Origin of the sequence: Streptomyces taklimakanensis, assembly GCF_009709575.1 — a bacterium.
Taxonomy (GTDB): Bacteria; Actinomycetota; Actinomycetes; order Streptomycetales; family Streptomycetaceae; genus Streptomyces; species Streptomyces taklimakanensis.
In genome coordinates this window covers 2,584,754-2,602,209 of record NZ_WIXO01000001.1, presented here as the reverse complement: position 1 = coordinate 2,602,209, position 17,456 = coordinate 2,584,754, and the positions used below count along the sequence as shown (strand labels likewise).

Annotated in this window: 16 protein-coding genes; 9 read left to right on the top strand and 7 right to left on the bottom strand. The window is 71.4% G+C overall.

Annotated features, from left to right (window positions below):
- The first annotated feature begins 2 nt into the window (after nucleotides 1–2).
- Together F0L17_RS11285 and F0L17_RS11280 are read left to right on the top strand one after the other, a co-directional pair.
- The gene (locus F0L17_RS11285; RefSeq protein WP_155070977.1) at nucleotides 3–422 is read left to right on the top strand and encodes an NUDIX hydrolase; all 420 of its coding nucleotides are present in this window, start codon (nucleotides 3–5) and stop codon (nucleotides 420–422) included.
- Between the two features lie 191 nt (nucleotides 423–613).
- Nucleotides 614–1,036 (top strand): Hsp20/alpha crystallin family protein, encoded by a 423-nt coding sequence (locus F0L17_RS11280; protein ID WP_155070976.1) that lies wholly within the window; start codon nucleotides 614–616, stop codon nucleotides 1,034–1,036.
- 54 nt (nucleotides 1,037–1,090) lie between these two features.
- Here the strand turns inward: F0L17_RS11280 and F0L17_RS11275 are convergent, their stop codons facing one another.
- Both F0L17_RS11275 and F0L17_RS11270 read right to left on the bottom strand, forming a co-directional pair.
- On the bottom strand, nucleotides 1,091–1,915 hold the full coding sequence (locus F0L17_RS11275; RefSeq protein WP_155070975.1) for a class I SAM-dependent methyltransferase: 825 nt from the start codon (nucleotides 1,913–1,915) through the stop codon (nucleotides 1,091–1,093).
- 95 nt (nucleotides 1,916–2,010) lie between these two features.
- Nucleotides 2,011–2,985, bottom strand: a complete 975-nt coding sequence (locus F0L17_RS11270) for an LPXTG cell wall anchor domain-containing protein (RefSeq protein WP_155070974.1) — start codon at nucleotides 2,983–2,985, stop codon at nucleotides 2,011–2,013.
- A gap of 389 nt (nucleotides 2,986–3,374) precedes the next feature.
- Here F0L17_RS11270 and mshA point away from each other — a divergent pair, with 389 nt between their 5' ends.
- Nucleotides 3,375–4,715, top strand: a complete 1,341-nt coding sequence (gene mshA, locus F0L17_RS11265) for a D-inositol-3-phosphate glycosyltransferase (protein WP_162466069.1) — start codon at nucleotides 3,375–3,377, stop codon at nucleotides 4,713–4,715.
- Nucleotides 4,702–5,247: a type III secretion system chaperone family protein gene (locus F0L17_RS11260; protein ID WP_155070972.1), complete on the top strand. Its 546-nt coding sequence runs from the start codon at nucleotides 4,702–4,704 to the stop codon at nucleotides 5,245–5,247. Before mshA ends, F0L17_RS11260 begins: the two co-directional genes overlap by 14 nt.
- A gap of 25 nt (nucleotides 5,248–5,272) precedes the next feature.
- Here F0L17_RS11260 and F0L17_RS11255 read toward each other — a convergent pair whose 3' ends face one another.
- Nucleotides 5,273–6,538, bottom strand: coding sequence for an MDR family MFS transporter (locus F0L17_RS11255; protein WP_155070971.1), 1,266 nt, complete (start codon nucleotides 6,536–6,538; stop codon nucleotides 5,273–5,275).
- 264 nt (nucleotides 6,539–6,802) lie between these two features.
- Here F0L17_RS11255 and F0L17_RS11250 point away from each other — a divergent pair, with 264 nt between their 5' ends.
- On the top strand, nucleotides 6,803–7,561 hold the full coding sequence (locus F0L17_RS11250) for a phosphoglyceromutase (protein ID WP_155070970.1): 759 nt from the start codon (nucleotides 6,803–6,805) through the stop codon (nucleotides 7,559–7,561).
- A 412-nt stretch (nucleotides 7,562–7,973) separates the two neighbouring features.
- On the opposite strand, the gene F0L17_RS11245 is transcribed toward F0L17_RS11250, so the two are convergent.
- Together F0L17_RS11245 and F0L17_RS11240 are read right to left on the bottom strand one after the other, a co-directional pair.
- Entirely contained in the window at nucleotides 7,974–8,696 is a 723-nt protein-coding gene (locus F0L17_RS11245) for a hypothetical protein (RefSeq protein ID WP_162466068.1), read from the bottom strand.
- Nucleotides 8,697–9,465: 769 nt separating this feature from the next.
- Nucleotides 9,466–9,855 carry a hypothetical protein gene (locus F0L17_RS11240; RefSeq protein ID WP_155070969.1) on the bottom strand — a complete coding sequence of 130 codons (390 nt, stop codon included), beginning with the start codon at nucleotides 9,853–9,855 and terminating at the stop codon, nucleotides 9,466–9,468.
- Nucleotides 9,856–10,537: 682 nt separating this feature from the next.
- Between F0L17_RS11240 and F0L17_RS11235 the strand changes: the two genes are divergently transcribed.
- Nucleotides 10,538–11,224, top strand: a complete 687-nt coding sequence (locus F0L17_RS11235) for a glycoside hydrolase family 11 protein (protein ID WP_155070968.1) — start codon at nucleotides 10,538–10,540, stop codon at nucleotides 11,222–11,224.
- Between the two features lie 426 nt (nucleotides 11,225–11,650).
- Nucleotides 11,651–12,934: an extracellular solute-binding protein gene (locus F0L17_RS11230; protein WP_155070967.1), complete on the top strand. Its 1,284-nt coding sequence runs from the start codon at nucleotides 11,651–11,653 to the stop codon at nucleotides 12,932–12,934.
- Between the two features lie 417 nt (nucleotides 12,935–13,351).
- Here F0L17_RS11230 and phoU read toward each other — a convergent pair whose 3' ends face one another.
- Nucleotides 13,352–14,083 (bottom strand): phosphate signaling complex protein PhoU, encoded by a 732-nt coding sequence (gene phoU / locus F0L17_RS11225; protein ID WP_155070966.1) that lies wholly within the window; start codon nucleotides 14,081–14,083, stop codon nucleotides 13,352–13,354.
- A gap of 224 nt (nucleotides 14,084–14,307) precedes the next feature.
- Between phoU and F0L17_RS11220 the strand changes: the two genes are divergently transcribed.
- On the top strand, nucleotides 14,308–15,870 hold the full coding sequence (locus tag F0L17_RS11220; RefSeq protein WP_238419331.1) for a sensor histidine kinase: 1,563 nt from the start codon (nucleotides 14,308–14,310) through the stop codon (nucleotides 15,868–15,870).
- A 5-nt stretch (nucleotides 15,871–15,875) separates the two neighbouring features.
- Nucleotides 15,876–16,547, top strand: a complete 672-nt coding sequence (phoP, locus tag F0L17_RS11215) for a two-component system response regulator PhoP (protein ID WP_476691287.1) — start codon at nucleotides 15,876–15,878, stop codon at nucleotides 16,545–16,547.
- Nucleotides 16,548–16,703: 156 nt separating this feature from the next.
- Here phoP and F0L17_RS11210 read toward each other — a convergent pair whose 3' ends face one another.
- On the bottom strand, nucleotides 16,704–17,402 hold the full coding sequence (locus F0L17_RS11210; RefSeq protein WP_155070965.1) for a copper chaperone PCu(A)C domain-containing protein: 699 nt from the start codon (nucleotides 17,400–17,402) through the stop codon (nucleotides 16,704–16,706).
- Nucleotides 17,403–17,456: the final 54 nt, after the last annotated feature.

The following is a 17,456-nucleotide window of genomic DNA, read 5'->3' as shown; positions in this document are numbered from 1 at the left end:
CGATGGGGGATTCCCGGACGGTCCGGGCGGCGGGCTGTGTGCTGTGGCGCCGCTCGGCCTCGGTGGAGGAGGGCATCGAGATCGCCCTCGTGCACCGACCGAAGTGGGACGACTGGTCCCACCCCAAGGGCAAGCTCAGGAAGGGCGAGAGCGCCCTGGCGGCGGCGGTGCGGGAGGTGCGCGAGGAGACCGGCATGTCCTGCCGTCCGGGCGCGGTGCTCCCCACCGTGCGGTACGAGGTCGAGGGCGTGCCCAAGGAGGTGCGCTACTGGGCCGCCGAGGCGACCGGTGGCGCGTTCACGCCCAACGACGAGGTGGACCGGCTGCTGTGGCTCTCCCCCGGCCGGGCCCGGCGCCGGCTCACCCGGGAGCACGACCGTCGGTTGGTGGACGCGCTGGCGGCCGTCCTGCCCCTGGCCTGACGCCCCGGTCGCCACCCGGGTTTCTCCTCCCGTGCCCGACCGCCTCCAACCCTTCTCACCTGCGCTTTCCTGCCCGCCGGGGGGACTGGGTCAACTTACTTGAGTGGCTTCTTGTCAATTTTTCTCCTCGGAGTTATACAGGAATCGGAAGGCATCACCAGCAGGAGTGCCAAGGAGGGAGATGGTCCGTGATGCTGATGCGCACCGATCCGTTCCGTGAACTCGACCGTCTCACCGAGCAGCTTCTGGGCACGGCCGCCCGCCCCGTCGGGATGCCGATGGACGCCTACCGCTCCGGTGACGAGGTCGTCGTCCACTTCGACCTCCCGGGCGTGGATCCCGAGAGCGTCGACCTGGACATCGAGCGCAACGTCCTGACCGTCACCGCCGAGCGGGCCTGGTCCGGCCCCGAGGACGCCGAGCGGATCGCCGCCGAGCGCCCCACCGGTCGGTTCAGTCGCCAGCTCTTCCTGGGTGACACCCTCGACACCGAGCGGATCGACGCCTCCTACGAGGCCGGTGTCCTGACGCTGCGCATCCCGGTGGCCGAACAGGCCAAGCCGCGCAAGATCCAGATCAGCGGAGGCGACCGGAAGAAGGAGATCACCGGCTGAACCGTCGCCGAGCCACCGGCCGGCGGAACCGGCCGGTGGACGGGGCCGAGGTCCTCACTTCCCCCTCCCGCTCCCACCCGGCGCCAGGGCGTCCCACCGCACGGTGACCTCGCCCTGGCGCCAGCGGCGCGGACCGTCGACGACCGGCCAGTGGGCCGCGACCTCCGCCACCGTCCGCATCCACCGCTGTCGGGCGCCCAGCGCGGCGTAGGGGGAGGCGGCCGCCCAGGCCCGGTCCATGTCCCGCAGGAACGCGTGCACCGCCTCCCCGGGGACGTTGCGGTGGATGAGCGCCTTGGGCAGCCGCTCGGCCAGGTCGGAGGGGAGGCCCAGGGAGCCGAGCCGGGCCGCGAGCGTCACCGTGCGCGGCCCCTCCGGGCCGATCGCCACCCACGCGTGGCGCCGCCCGATCTCGTCGCACGTTCCCTCGACCAGTAGTCCGCCGGGGGCCAACCGGGCGCGCAGCCGGTCCCACACGGGGGCCACCTCGTGCTCGTCGTACTGCCGCAGCACGTTCGCCGCACGGATCAGCATGGGCCGCCGTCCGTCGGGCAGCGGCACCTCGAACCCGCCGCGCGCGAAGGACAGCCCCTCGCGCGCGTACGGCAGCGCCGCCTCGACGCGCGCCGGATCGATCTCGATCCCCACCACGCTCACGTCCGGACACTCGGCCCGTAGGCGTCCCAGCAGTTCGACGGCGGTCCAGGGCGCCGCGCCGTACCCCAGGTCCACGGCGACGGGGCCGGCGGGGTCGGCGGTGCGGCGCAGGGCCGAGCCGTGCGCGGCGGCGATCCAACGGTCCATGCGCCGCAGCCGGTTCGGATGAGTCGTCCCCCGCGTGACGGCCCCCACCGGCCGCTCCACCGCACGCCTGCCCATGGACAGCACCCTACGGGTACGCGGACACGGCGCGGCCCCCGCGCCCCGGGTGGTGCCCGGGGCGCGGGGGCCGCGGTACGGCGGTCGGACGGGCGTCAGTTCCCGACGGCCCGGCGGCGCCGGAGGCTGTAGAGCACGCCACCACCGGCCAGCAGCAGCGCGGCGGCGCCGGCGGCGACGGGACCGACGGTGCCGCTGCCGGTCTCGGCCAACCCGCCGGTTCCGGACGAGGACCCGGTCTCGGACCCGGCGGACGGGACCGCGGACTCGGAGGCCTCCGGGGCCTGCGGGGACTCACCGCCGGGGGCGGTCTCCTCCGGGCCGCTCGGGGGCGCCGACTCCGTGGAGGCCTCCGTGGGAGTCCCCGTGGGAGCCTCCGAAGCGGGCGGAGTGGGCTCACCGGACTCCGGAGGAGTCTCGGAGGGGGTCCCGGCGGGCTCCGAGGGCTCGCTCGGGGTCGGGGCGGGCGTCTCGTCGAGGCACTCGCGCGTACCGCCGTTCCAGGCGGCGATCAGCTTGTCCTTGATCACCGGGCGGTCCGGGCCGATGGGCAGCGGCCCGTGCCCCTCGCCGGTGCCGCCGTCGAACCTGGTGTTGCCGCGGTAGAGGTCGAGCTGTGCGTAGCAGCCCTCGTCGGGCACCGCGATGTCCAGGGTGTCGACCTCCCCCCTCCCCAGGGAGACGGTGTCGAAGTCGTGGAACACCTGGGCACCGGAGGTCTCCCAGGTGGGGCCGTGGGTGCGGTACGCGGCGAGGGAGGCGGTGCAGGAACCGGCCTCCCGGGCGGTCCGGACGGAGAGGTGGACCGTGCCGTCCGCGGCGGGCTTCAGGCGGACGGTGTCCAGCTTGACGGAGGAGTGCCAGGTCTCCCCGTCGAGGGAGAACTCGCAGTTGTCGGCAGCGGACTTGCTGCCCGCGCCCTCCCCCGGCCGGAAGTCGGAGGACTTCCCCCCGCCCCAGCCGTCGCCACCGGAGTGGGCGACGGCGGTGGTGGCGCCACCGGCGGAGAGCAGCAGGGCGACGGCGCCCGCGCCCAGCAGCCGCGCGGTGGAGCGATTCACTATGGGCATGTTGTTCCCAACGCGATGTCGGTTCGGAAGCCGACCGGCGTACGGTACGCCGTCCCGCCCGTCGGCGCGGTGGTCTGGGCCGCGCGGGGCGTGGGAGGGCGGGGTGAGGCCGGTCGGGCTCAGTGGTCGGAAGAACACGCACGGGGCGCGGTGGCCACCGTGGTATCAGGCATCGTTGTGACCCGGGTGACGCCTGTCAACCTCGGGGGGCATATGTCGCCACCGGGACGCCGCCAGGACACCGCCGCGCCGCGGCCGAACGGCTCCGCCCACTCGACGGGCCGGGGTCACGGTTTGGCAAAACGGAAATGGAAACGCCCCCTCCGTGGTTGCACTCCCGAGAAGCGCGGACCGCGCTGGCGTCCCACCCCCCGGAGGAGGCACCGCAGGTGAGCCCGTATCCCAGCAGGCTCGGTCGGCGGCGGCACCGGTTCGCGCGCCGGCCCCGGCGCGTGGCCATGCTCAGCGTGCACACCTCGCCGCTGCACCAGCCCGGCACCGGCGACGCCGGGGGCATGAACGTCTACATCGTCGAGCTGGCCAGACAGCTCGCCGCCCACGGCATCGAGGTGGAGGTCTTCACCCGGGCCACCAGCGGAGACCTCCCGCCCACCGTCGAACTCGCCCCCGGCGTGCTGGTGAGGCACGTGGAGGCCGGCCCCTACGAGGGGCTCGCCAAGGAGGAACTGCCCGCCCAACTGTGCGCCTTCACCCACGGCGTGATGCAGGCCTGGGCCGGGAACCGCCCCGGACACTACGACCTCGTCCACTCCCACTACTGGCTCTCCGGCCACGTCGGCTGGCTGGCCGCCGAACGGTGGGGCGTCCCCCTGGTACACGCCATGCACACCATGGCCAAGGTCAAGAACGCCGCGCTCGCCGAGGGCGACACCCCCGAACCCGCCGCCCGCGTCATCGGCGAGACGCAGATCGTGCGGGCCGCCGACCGGCTGGTGGCCAACACCGCCGAGGAGGCCGGCCAACTCGTCCACCACTACGACGCCGACCCCGCCCGCACGGCCGTCGTCCACCCCGGCGTCGACCTCGCGCGCTTCCGCGCCGCCGACGGCCGCGCCGCCGCCCGCGCCCGCCTCGGGCTGCCGAAGGACGCCTTCATACCCCTGTTCGCCGGCCGGATACAGCCCCTGAAGGCCCCCGACGTCCTGCTGCGCGCCGTCCGCCACCTCCTCGACGACGACCCCGGCCTGCGCGAACGCCTGGTCGTCCCCGTCGTCGGCGGGCCCAGCGGCAGTGGGCTGGCCAAGCCCGAGGAACTCCAGAAGCTCGCCGCCCGCCTCGGCATCGCCGACATCGTGTGCTTCCGGCCACCGGTCGGGCAGGACGTCCTGGCCGACTGGTACCGCGCGGCCAGCGTGCTGGTGATGCCGTCCCACAGCGAGTCCTTCGGCCTGGTGGCGATCGAGGCGCAGGCGTGTGGCACCCCGGTCGTCGCGGCGGCCGTCGGGGGGCTGCCGGTGGCGGTGCGCGACGGGGTGAGCGGCTTCCTGGTCCACGGGCACGACCCGGCCGAGTACGCGCGGGCCCTGCGACGGCTGGTCGACGACGCCGACCTGGCCGCCCGGATGGGCGAGGCCGCCGCCCGTCACGCGGGCGGCTTCGGCTGGGACGCGTCCGCCGCCACCACGGCCGAGCTGTACGCGGAGGTGTGCGCCGAGGCGGCGACCGAACGCCGGCGCCGCCAACTACGATCGGTGCATGCCCATCGGTGACAGTGACAACAGCGGTGCCGAAGCCCCCACCGGCCGCGCCACGTCGACCGCCGCCGCGAGGGCGGCGATCGAGCAGGCGCTGCGCGACGCGGAACTGACGTGGGAGAGCCCGTCCGACGGCCATTACGTCGTCACCCTGCCGGGCACCCGCAAACTCTCCACCACCTGTTCGCTGATCGTCGGCAGGCACTCCCTGTCCGTCAACGCGTTCGTCATCCGACGCCCCGACGAGAACCACGCCGAGGTCCACCGCCGGCTGCTGGAGCGCAACACCCGGCTGTACGGGGTGGGATACGCCCTCGACCAGCTCGGCGACGTCTACCTGACGGGGAAACTGCCGCTGGCCGCCGTCACCCCCGAGGAGGTGGACCGGCTGCTCGGGTCCGTCCTGGAGAACGCCGACGGAGCGTTCAACACGCTGCTGGAGATGGGGTTCGCCTCGGCGATCCGCAAGGAGCACGCCTGGCGCACCTCCCGCGGCGAGTCCACGCGCAACCTGGAGGCCTTCGACCACCTGCTGCGCGACGAGTGAGCCCGCCCCCGGGCCGGCCAAGCGGTCACCCCTCCACCGGTGCGGGAGGCTTCGCGCCCACCGCGTCGGCGGATTCGTCCTCCCGGGCGTCCCGCCGGGCCGTGGCCCGCGTCAGCGCCAGGTACCCCACCGCCGACACCGCGCCGACCACCGCCGTCAACGCCCACAGCGTGCCCGAGCCCCACCGGTCGATCACCGTGCCGCCCGCCAACGGCGCCACCAGCGCCGCCACCGACCACGACATCGTGTACATCCCCTGGTACCGACCCCGGCCGTGGGCCGGCGCCAGCCGCGTCACCAGTCCCGTCTGGGTGGGGGCGTTGACCATCTCGCCCAGCGTCCAGACGCAGATGACCAGCGCGTACGCCCCCACCGAACCGGCGAAGGCGGTCAGCCCGAAACCGATCCCGGTCAGCAACGAGGAGAACACCAACAGCCGGGTCGGGTCACGGTGTTCGATGAAGCGGGTGACCGGGAGCTGGAGGGCGACGATCAGCACACCGTTGACCGCGATGGCCAGCCCGTAGTCGGAGCTGCTCAACCCCTTGCCGGCCATGTCCACGGGCAGGGCCACGTACGCCTGCATGAAGAGGGTGGAGACCAGGAAGCTCAGGCCCACCACGGCCATGAACGGCCCGTCCCGCAGCACCGTCGCCATCGACACCCGATCCGGATCGTCCTGCCGTCCGGACGAACCGGGCCGCTCCGGCCGGGACTCCGGGATCCGGACGAAGACCAGCACCGCGCACACCAGCGTCATCGCCGCCTCGCCCAGGAAGAGCAGCAGGTAACCGTGTTCGGCGATCAGCCCGGCGGCCGAGGCCGAGACGGCGAAACCCAGGTTGATGGCCCAGTAGTTGAGCGAGAACGCCCGCACCCGGTCCTCGGGCGGCACGACGTCCGCGATCACCGCCTGCACCGCCGGACGCGACGCGTTGCTCGCCGCGCCGACGGCGAAGGCCAGGGCCGCGATGGCCGCCGGATGTTCCACGAAGCCCAGCGCGGCCACGGAGACCGAGGTGCCGAGCTGCGCCAACAGCAGCGTGGGCCGGCGGCCCAACCGGTCGGTGAGCACTCCGGCGCCGACGGAGGAGACCACTCCGCCCAGTCCGTGCAGTGCGGCGACGAGACCGGCGTACGTGGCCGAGTAACCGCGCTCGACGGTCAGGTACATCGCCAGGAAGGTCGCCACGAAGGCACCGAGCCGATTGACCAGGGTGCTGGTCCACAGCCACCAGAACGTCCGGGGGAGCCCGGAGACCGTTTCCGACAGGCTTCTGACGATGGACATGACGCGCCTCCGTGCACAGGTGTGCGTCCGGGACGGACGGGACGGACGGGACGAAGGAAAGGGCCACAGCGCAGCGTGTAATAGCCGCGACCGTGATGCGCAAATTACTTAATCCACGGTCGCGCACGCCACCGGATTGACGCCCACCGTCAATCGACCCCCGACATCCCGGCCGCCCCCCCGGGGCCCCACCGCCGCGACGCGGGCGTCTCGCCAGCCGGCCGCACCGCACTCGCCCCCGACCGTTCGATTAGGCTCGGGGCCATGGCCGACGCACCGTACAAGCTGATCCTCCTCCGCCACGGCGAGAGCGAGTGGAACGCGAAGAACCTGTTCACCGGCTGGGTGGACGTCAACCTGACGGAGAAGGGCGAAAAGGAGGCGGCCCGCGGCGGTGAGCTGCTGAAGGACGCCGGCCTGCTCCCCGACGTCGTCCACACCTCCGTCCAGAAGCGTGCGATCCGCACCGCTCAGATCGCGCTGGAGGCCGCCGACCGCCTCTGGATCCCCGTCCGCCGCTCCTGGCGCCTCAACGAGCGCCACTACGGCGCCCTCCAGGGCAAGAACAAGGCCCAGATCCGCGACGAGTTCGGCGAAGAGCAGTTCATGCAGTGGCGCCGCTCCTACGACGTGCCGCCGCCGGTGCTGGAGGACGGCGCCGAGTGGTCGCAGAGCGACGACCCGCGCTACGCGATGATCCCCAGCGAGCTGCGTCCGCGCACCGAGTGCCTCAAGGACGTGGTGATCCGGATGATGCCGTACTGGTACGACTCGATCGTCCCGGACCTGCTCACCGGCCGCACCGTTCTGGTCGCCGCGCACGGCAACAGCCTCCGCGCGCTGGTCAAGCACCTCGACAACATCTCGGACGACGCCATCGCGGGCCTGAACATCCCGACCGGCATCCCGCTCTCCTACGACCTGGATGCCGACTTCCACCCGGTCAACCCGGGCGGCACCTACCTCGACCCGGAGGCGGCCAAGGCCGCCATCGAGGCCGTGAAGAACCAGGGCAAGAAGTAGTAGGACCGCACGAACAAGCCCCCTGCCCGCGGATTCTCCGCCGGTAGGGGGCTTTTCGCCACCTCTGGGCCGTCGCTGGGCCGTGCTCGGTCATGAGTGAGGCTTCGTGAGGATCTCGGCCTTCACCTGGAAGGCCACCTGAAGCTTCCCCTTGATCGTGGACACCGTCTTCCCGGGCAAGAGAGCCCAACATCACTTCCAGGTTCGCCATGATCCCCACATGCCCGGACCCTTCCACGGGTGGCCGCTTCCAGGCAGAGGCTACGTGCCAGACGCGTGCCAGAACGGGCGGGGAGGAACGGTCGGCAGCGGTCACCCCAGACGCCACCATGGCGAGAGCTGTGAGAGCTTCTGTACAGGTCAGAGGCGTGATAAGAGTTTTGATCGCGCGGTGGTTCCCAAGCTCAGAGCTTCAGCCGGATACCCGGTTCGGCTTTCGCTCCTCGCCGTTCAAAGCGTTACTGATCTCCCTCAGGCGCCCCTCCGGCAGAGCGAAGGCGTTGCAGGGGTTTCGGTAGGAGTGCCCGCCGTCGTTGATCCAGACGGCGTCCGCCAACCTCCAGTGGGCAGGCCCCCACTGGCCCTGGTCCTCCAGGAGCATCCCCGCTACTTCGGCAGGCTCTTCAATCAAGGTGAGAGCGGCAAGCGCGGCAGTGAGGGGAACAGCCGCGTCGTCGGGGAGCCGCGCATCACCGAGGGTTGGAAAGAGCAGCAGGAGGCGAGCGTCGGTATCGCCAACTCCCTTTGGCGCCGGCTGTCGAGCAGCGGACAGCAGTTCCGGCCAGGCCGTGCCGGGCCCCATGAAGTGGCCATCGTCCACTGCGAGGGTTTCCGCCGTGGGCCAAGCCGGGTGATGTATCAGGTAGTCCACCCCTCGGTCTCCGTCGAAGTTGCGGTAGACGACGTAGATGGTGTGGCCCGAACGCAGGGGCACGTTGAGCACCGGCCACTCATGGTTGGCGGACAGTGCACGGTACAGCTCCATGGCCGCGTCCCAGTCCGCACCGAACGCAGCCCGTTGCGCGTCTTCGCCACGCAAGCAGGTACCGAGGTGCACCGGCCAGAACAAGGGGTCGTCCAGATAGGTGCTCCCCTCGATCAAAGGGCCGCCTTCGTATCCTGGGATCTGCAGCACCCGAGGATCATGGCACGAGGCACGGACACCCCGCCGACGCGCCTTCGAAAGGGCGTACCACAAGCGCACCGGAACGAGCGGGGAACAACAGGGAGCCACGGTGAAAGCACCGAGCCCGGCGAGGCGGCATCACTACCGTTCGCCCAGCTCGGCCACCGAACCAGCCGCAATTGATCGCAACTTCCCAAGCTGAGGGTTTTGAGGGTGGACGCCCCCGAGTCGCCTTCACGGGCCGACCGTCGCGGCTTGCTTCGATAGACGGCACCGATAGCGTGGCTGAGGCCGGTGGGGGTGCAGCGAGGCATACGCGCGCCTGGTCGGTCGACTGACGCGCCGCCGTGGCGGGCTTTCGTCGGCTGGGGCTGAGACAGCCCGCGACGAAGGTGCCGGCCGTCAGCCGAACCAGGCTCCGCACTGGGCGAAGCTGGGCCGTCCCTGGGCTGTCCAAGGCCGCTCGACAGTGGCCAACGATGACCAACGACGACCACCAGGCGTACCAACCCACCACTCCTGACCTGAAAAAACCCAGCTCACCAAGACCCCCGGCAAGATCCAGGGCAAGAAGTAGCCGTACGGCACGAACGAGCCCCCTGCCGGCGGTTTTTCCGCCGGCAGGGGGCTCGTCGCCGTGCTGCTGCGCGCTGGAGCCGCCCCGAGCCGTGTCGGGCGCTGCCCTGGCATTTCTCCGCACGGCACAGCCCGCTCCGGAGACCGGCGGCCGCGGCCTCGCTGACCCGCTCCCGACCGGCCGGCCCCGATCCGGCGGTGATCAGCCGCAGTGACCCCAGTCGGAATTATCGCCGGTGACCCCCACGTGGCCGCCGAACCGCACGCACGTCCCAGCGGCGTAAAGGCTCACGGGACCGGCGTAGTAGGAGTAGTACCCCGTGTCCGACACCTTGGTTCCCCCGAGCACTTCCAGCCACGCACTCATGTGCAACCGAACACCGGGTGTCCGAGAAGTGGTTACGACGCAGTTTTCCCCGTTGCTGTAATAGAGGTCGACCCAGCCGGTGTCGAGGGATATTCGGTCGATTCGAGACCCAGGGCACACGGAGGCGGCCTGGGCCGTTCCCGCCCCCGCGAACAGCGTCGAAGCGGCCAGAGTGGCCACAGCGGCGCCCATTCCCAAGCTCCGGAGCCCCTTGAACTTCTTCATTTCTCCCCCTTTTCGTCGACGCCCCAAAAGGCGCGCGCAATTGGTTTTGTGCCCTGTGAAGACGCCCGCTCACATTAGAATGACGCGATTGCCATGTCCACCACATTTCCGGCCTGATGGGCGCCCTTGGTCGCCGTCGCGACCGCCGGCGGTTCGGGCCGTCGTGTCCGTCTCCGGGTGGGTTCCGGAGCTTTCCGTCGTGTGCCACCGTCCGTCCCCGCCGGGCGGGGGCCGTTCCGTGGTCGTCCGCCATGGGGTGTGGGCTGGGGCGTGTCGTCCGGAACGCTTCCGGAAGTTTCGGTGATGTGAACTCGGAAGTTTGTCTCCGATGGTCGGCCACCCGTGGATGGATCCAGGTTCGATCCACCTCGCTGACTCGCTGACCAGTGGCTTTGCTCCCCAAGACGGGACCCCCGCCGAGGGCGAAGCTTCCGTAACTTTTGCGGAAACCGTTGACAACTTGACGGGGTCAGGCCAACCTGTCGGCATCGACAGGCCCCAACCACTGTCGATCCGGGTCACCCGCTGTGACCTGGGCTTTCGGTCGTCGATCGCATGGCGACCGGCCAAGTCCCACCGCGTCGCACGACGCCGACGCGCGGTCGGCGTCCCCTGGCCACCGACAGGCCCACCGGGCCGTGTCACGCGCCTGGCTTCCCGCCAACCCCCACGAGGAGGAAGCATGCACGAGGACAACGCCCCCGCCCGCCCGATCAGCCGCCGGAGCATCATCGGCGGTGCCGGCGCCCTGGCGCTGGGCGCGGCGTCCGGGCTGATACTGCCCGGCACCGCCCACGCCCAGACCATCACCTCGAACCAGACCGGCACCCACAGCGGCTACTTCTACTCGTTCTGGACCGACGCCCCCGGGACGGTCTCCGCGACCTTGGGATCCGGCGGCAACTACAGCACCTCCTGGCGCAACACCGGCAACTTCGTCATCGGCAAGGGCTGGAGCAACGGCGGACGCCGGACCGTGCGCTACTCGGGCAGCTTCAACCCGTCCGGCAACGGATACCTGTGCCTCTACGGATGGACGTCGAACCCGCTCGTGGAGTACTACATCGTCGACAGTTGGGGCACCTACCGGCCCACGGGGACGTACAAGGGCACGGTCACCAGCGACGGCGGCACCTACGACGTCTACCAGACGACGCGGTACAACGCTCCTTCCGTCGAGGGCACCAGGACCTTCAACCAGTACTGGAGCGTCCGGCAGTCGAAGCGGACGGGCGGAACCATCACCACCGGCAACCACTTCGACGCGTGGTCCCGCTACGGCATGCGGCTGGGCAACTTCAGCTACTACATGATCATGGCGACCGAGGGCTACCAGAGCAGCGGGAACTCCAACATCACGGTGAGCTGAGCGGACGAGGGGCCCGCCCGCCGGACCCCGGTGGCGCGAACCGACCCTCGACCGCTGGAAAAAACACCGCACCTGTGGCGCGACGGCCTGTGGCCGCCGCGCCACACCGCTGTCGGCCGACACGTCGGACGCGGGTCGGGCGGCGGACGGGGGAGGAGACGGACGCCGCGGACGACAGGCCCCTATTGGCGTGTACACGCGATCTTCCGGCCTTTCGTCCGGCATCCGGACGTTGGGCTCGTTGGACTCGTTTGTGTATCGGTCCGCCCATCGGGGTGGTCGGAGCGTCCAGTGATCGTTAACTTTCAGCCAGCCTGTGAAGGCTCCCCGAGGGCGCTATGCCTCGGTCTCCGGCCGGGTTCCCGGTTCAGCGCTCCCGAGGATGCCGACGTGGGAGCAGTACCGGTTCAGCTGAGGGGTGGCACGATGCGACGAAGACGGTTCCTGGCCCTGACGACAGGGATGGCCGGATCCATCGCATGGACGGCGACAGGATGCGGGGACAGCGGGACGGCCCGTTCCGACGGCCACACCCTGACGATGATCGCGACCGACTACGGAGGCACCGAGAGGGGCACCTCCACCCAGGCGTACTGGGACGAGGTGGTCGCCTCCTTCCGGAAGAAGCGCCCGGACGTCGAGGTGAAGGTGATCACCCACTCCGCCAGGGTGGCCGAGCGGAAGGTGGCGGAACTGGTCGACAAGGGGGAGCCGCCGGACATCGCGCAGATCACCTCGTTCGCCGGCCACGCGGCCGCGGGCCGGCTCCACGTGACCAACGAGGTGCTGTCCATCCCGGTGCAGGCCGACTTCGTGCCGGCACTCGCCTCGGCGGGGGAGCTGCGCCGGGTGCAGTACGCGCTGCCGTTCGTCGCCAACCTCCAGCTCCTCTTCTACAACAGGGACCTGTTCGCCACGGCCGGCCTGGACCCGGAGCGACCGCCGCGCACCTGGGAGGAGCTGAAGGACTGTGCCCTCGCGCTCAGGGCCGTGGGCGTCGACGTCCCCTACGGCCTCGCGATGGGCCCCGAGGACGCGCATGTCGAGGCCATGACGTGGATGCTCGGCAACGGCGGCGGCTTCACCGGGGAGAACGGCATGTACGCCATCGACGCGCCGGAGAACGTCCAGACCATGAGCTGGCTCCGGAAGGAGCTGGTCGGTCGGGGCCTGACCACCACCAGCCCCGCCCTCACCAGTCGTCGGGCCCTGTCGGACCTGTTCGCGAAGGGGAAGGTCGGCATGCTCAACGGCAACCTGTCGCTGATGCTGCAGGCCGACGCCGCGGGCCTGGCGTACGGGACGGCGCCGGTGCCGGGGCGGACGGACCTGTCACGGACGACCATGGGATCGGCCCACTGGATGCTCGCGTTCCGCAAGGAGGGGAACGGCGACGTGGTGGGGGCGTTCCTCGACCACGTCTACGCGGAGGAGAACCACCACCGGTTCGCCGTCCGTCACAACACGCTGCCCGTCACCGTCTCGGCGACGGAGCGGATGGCGCGCGACGAGGGGAACGCGCGGATGCGGCCGTTCCTGGACCGGCTCGGGGCGGCCGAGTTCCATCCGAGCCACAAGGTCTCCTGGAACGCGGTCGGCGAGAGGATCAAGGAGCGCATCGGACAGGCCGTGCTGACCGACGGCGACCCGAAGAGCGTGCTCGGCGCGCTCCAGGACACGGCCGAGAAGGAGGACGCGGCCGCTCGGTGACGGTGGCACGGCGCGGGGCCCGGCCGACACCGGCCGGGCCCCACGCCGTCCCGTGCGTTCTCCGGCGGTTCAGCAGCTGCCGCCGCACCGGCAGCTACCACCGGACTGGCACCCGCACGAGCACCCCGAGCCGCAGCCGCACGCCCCGGGCAGGGGCGGGGAGGGACGCTCGCCTCGGATTCCGGTCGTCGCGGGGGGAGTCGGGAAGTCCGCCATGAGTCCTCCTCCGTGTCTCGCCGGCCGTCCGCCGGCTCGCCTCGCCACCCATTGACGTCCTCCGCCGCCGAGCGCGTCAACGGCGCGCGGTGGCACGTGCCGCGCGACCGCGGGCTCGGGGGCACGCCGACCCGGGCCGGGGTGTTCCCGAGGCGGCCGCGCGCCCCCGTCCGCGAACGAGGGGAGCCGGGACGCCCGGCGTCAGGCGCCCTCGGCGGTGGTGGCACCCTGCTCCGAGTCGGCCGCGGCCGACTCGGCCGCCGCGGCTGCGGCGGTGGCCGGATCCACCTCGTCCGCGTAGTCGCCGGTGACGAGGTAGACGACGCGGCGGGCCACCGAGACCGCGTGGTCGGCGAAGCGCTCGTAGTAGCGGCCCAGCAGGGTGACGTCCACGGCCGTCTCGATGCCGTGCTTCCAGCGGTCGTCCATCAGGTGCTGGAAGAGGGTGCGGTGGAGGAGGTCGATCGCGTCGTCGTCCTGCTCCAGCTGGAGGGCCAGGTCGACGTCCTTGGTGATCAGGATCTCGCCCGTCTTGGCCATCAGGCGCTGGGCGAGCTGGCCCATCTCCAGGATGGTCGCGTGGAGGTCGTGGGGCACCGCCGACTGGGGGTAGCGCAGCCGGGCCACCTTGGCGACGTGCTGCGCCAGGTCGCCGGAGCGCTCCAGGTCGGCGCTCATCCGCAGCGAGGTGACGACGATCCGCAGGTCGGTGGCGACCGGCTGCTGCCGGGCCAGCAGGTTTATGGCCCGGGTCTCCAGGTCGCGCTGGAGGTTGTCCACCTTCTCGTCCGCGGCGATGACGCTCTCGGCGAGATTGAGGTCCGCGTCCAGCATCGCCGTGGTGGCGCGGCCGATCGCGGAGCCGACGAGCCGGGCCATCTCGACCAGGCTGTCGCCGATGGAGTCCAGCTCCTCGTGGTACGCGTCCCGCATGACAGTCCTTCCCCTCGCATGACGTTCGTCGGGGGCCGCGGGCCCTTCGCGCGACGCGCGGGCCCCCGTTCTCCCCTACGCTCCCACGCTCCGTCCGAAACACGTCCGGTTCCGCCATCCCAAGTGAACCGCCACCGACACCGACGTGAACTCTCGGAGACGTCTGTTCGAGCAGGTCCTCGAACGGCTGTGGGCACCTTCCACAGCCCGCATAACCTGGACGCATGGACGTGAACGCGGCGGTCGCCGCAGCGGCAGCGATCGCCGGGGTGTGCACCGGCGTGATCGCCATGCTGGCGTTCCGCTGGAGCGAGCGCGAGCAGACCCGTCCCACGCGTAGTTCGCTGCACACCGAGGCCGTGCTGCCACCCGGTGTGGACACCGTACTGTCCGTGCTCCGGTCGTCCGCCGTGGTGCTCGACGAGGCCGACGCGGTGGTCAAGGCCAGCTCGGCCGCGTACGCCCTCGGGCTGGTGCGCGGCGGGAAGCTGGCGGTGGAGCCGATGCTCAAGATGGCCCGCGACACCCGCCGGGACGGTGAGATCCGCCAGGTGGAGCTGGATCTGCCGCGCCGCGGCACCGGACGGGGCGAGGCGCTGGCCGTCTCCGCGAGAGTGGCGCCGTTGGGCTCGCGGCTGGTGCTGCTGCTGGTGGAGGACCTGACCGAGGCCCGCCGCATCGAAGCGGTCCGCCGCGACTTCGTGGCGAACGTCAGCCACGAGCTGAAGACCCCGGTCGGCGCGCTGTCGCTGCTGTCGGAGGCGGTGATGGACGCCTCCGACGATCCCGAGGCGGTGGAGCGCTTCGCCGGCCGCATGCAGAACGAGGCGACCCGGCTGACCAACCTCGTCCAGGAGCTGATCGACCTCTCCCGGGTGCAGAACGACAACCCGCTGGAGGACTCCGAGCCGGTCCGGGTGGACGAGCTGGTGGCCGAGGCCATCGACCGCTGTCGCCAGGCGGCGGGCACCAAGCAGATCACCATGGCCACCGGCGGCACCGCGGACCTGCACGTGTGGGGCAACCGCGGTCAGCTCGCGGCGGCCCTGGGCAACCTCGTCGAGAACGCCGTGAACTACTCCCCGGCCCGCACCCGGGTGGGCATCTCGGGACGGCGGGTCGCCGCACCGGGCGGGGACATGATCGAGATCGCGGTGACGGACCAGGGCATCGGCATCTCCGACAAGGACAAGGAGCGGATCTTCGAGCGCTTCTACCGTGTCGATCCGGCCCGTTCCCGGGCCACCGGCGGCACCGGTCTGGGCCTGGCCATCGTCAAACACGTGGCCGCCTCGCACGGTGGCGAGGTCACCGTGTGGAGCGCCGAGGGGCAGGGCTCCACCTTCACCCTGCGCCTGCCGGAGGCGGCCAGCGCGCGGGAGAGGGCCGAGGCCGGTCGGCGCGAGAGGAACCGGCTCAGCGGCGCCCTGCGCGAGCCGACGGAGTACGAGGACGACGCCGACGGGATCGACGGTGCCGACGACGCCGAGGAGACCGGCGGCGACGGGACCGACGGGACCGACGGTGCGCGGGGGGGCGTGGAGGCCCCCGGAAGGGGCACCGACGGCGGTGCGCGTGCTCCGGACGGCGCGAGCCGTCTCGACGGGCCCGGCGAGCGCCCCGACGATGGCGGTACGGCCGGAACACCGCCGTCCGAGACCTCTCACCCCCACTCCCCCACCCGACCCCACTCCCACCCGCTCCGCGAGAACCCTCGCGGTAACCCCCCAACCCCCCACGACACCAACGATCACCACTCTGATCCCGCCCCGGAGGTCCTCCCGTGACCCGAGTGCTTGTCGTCGAGGACGAGGAATCGTTCAGCGACGCACTGTCGTACATGCTGCGCAAGGAAGGTTTCGAGGTGGCCGTGGCGGCCACGGGCCCGGACGGGCTGGAGGAGTTCGAGCGCAACGGAGCGGACCTGGTGCTGCTCGACCTGATGCTGCCCGGCCTGCCGGGCACGGAGGTCTGCCGCCAGTTGAGAGGCCGCTCCAACGTCCCGGTCATCATGGTGACGGCCAAGGACAGCGAGATCGACAAGGTCGTCGGCCTGGAGATAGGGGCCGACGACTACGTCACCAAGCCCTTCTCCTCCCGCGAGCTGGTGGCCCGCATCCGCGCCGTGCTGCGGCGCCGCGGCGAACCGGAGGAGACGACGCCGGCGGCGCTGGAGGCGGGGCCGGTGCGGATGGACGTGGACCGGCACGTCGTGACGGTCGGCGGCACCAAGGTCGACCTGCCGCTGAAGGAGTTCGACCTGCTGGAGATGCTGCTGCGCAACGCCGGCCGGGTGCTGACCCGGATGCAGCTCATCGACCGGGTCTGGGGCGCCGACTACGTGGGCGACACCAAGACGCTGGACGTCCACGTCAAGCGGCTGCGCGCCAAGATCGAGCCGGACCCGAGCGCGCCGCGCTACCTGGTGACGGTGCGTGGGCTGGGGTACAAGTTCGAGCCCTGACCGGGCCCGCCCGCCGGCCCGGCCGGCGGGTTCCCACCACGGAACGACAACGGACCGGAGCCGCCCCCGCGGGGGCGGCTCCGGTCCGTTGTCGGCACCGTTTCACGCACGGGTGGGGCGGCGCGGTCGCCGGACCGCGCCGCCGCCGGCGGCGGGTCAGTTCTGCCCGTCGTTCTCCTCGCCGCCGATCTCGCCCTGGGTGTCGTCGTCGCCGGAGTCGTTCGCGCCCTCGTCCTCGGGGAGCTGGTCCTCCTCCTCGCCCGGCTCGCCGGGCGCTTCGGACCGGGCCGGGATGGAGGGGTCCGGGGTGGCCTCGGCGCCCTCGGTCGGCTGGTCCGTGGGGGAGGGGGAGCCACTGGGACCGAACTGCGCCAGGGTGCCCTCCGCCGGGACGACGGTGGCGCGCAGTTCGACGCGGCCGGTCGAGCTGAACTCGAAGACCAGCGGCTGTGCCTCGCCGTTGTTGATGTCCGCGGCCGAGGGGTCGTCGATCAGCGCGGCGGCGTTGCCCTCTCCGCCGAGCACCAGGGAGCCGCCCGCCGGGACGGTCAGCTCCTCCCGGCCCTGCGCCGGGCTCAGTTCCACCTCCCGGCCGTCCACCGTGATGGACTCCAGGGTCTCGTCCTCGGAGCCTTCGTTGAAGACGCGGGCCGAGACGCTCGCGGACCCGCCGTCCTCCTGGGAGGTGATGACGTTGACGTTCTGGACCTTGAGGTCGTCGACCTGGGCCGAGGCGTTGTCGGGGTTGATGTTCAGGCTCTGGGCGTTCGGCCCGGCCCCGCAGGCGGTCAGGGACGCGATCGAGAGCGCGATGGCGCTGGCGGCGAGGGCGCCGCGTCGAAGGCTGCTGCTCACGGCGGCGGCAACTCCTAGCGGGTGGATGGTCTGATAGGCGGCCTCAGCGTACCG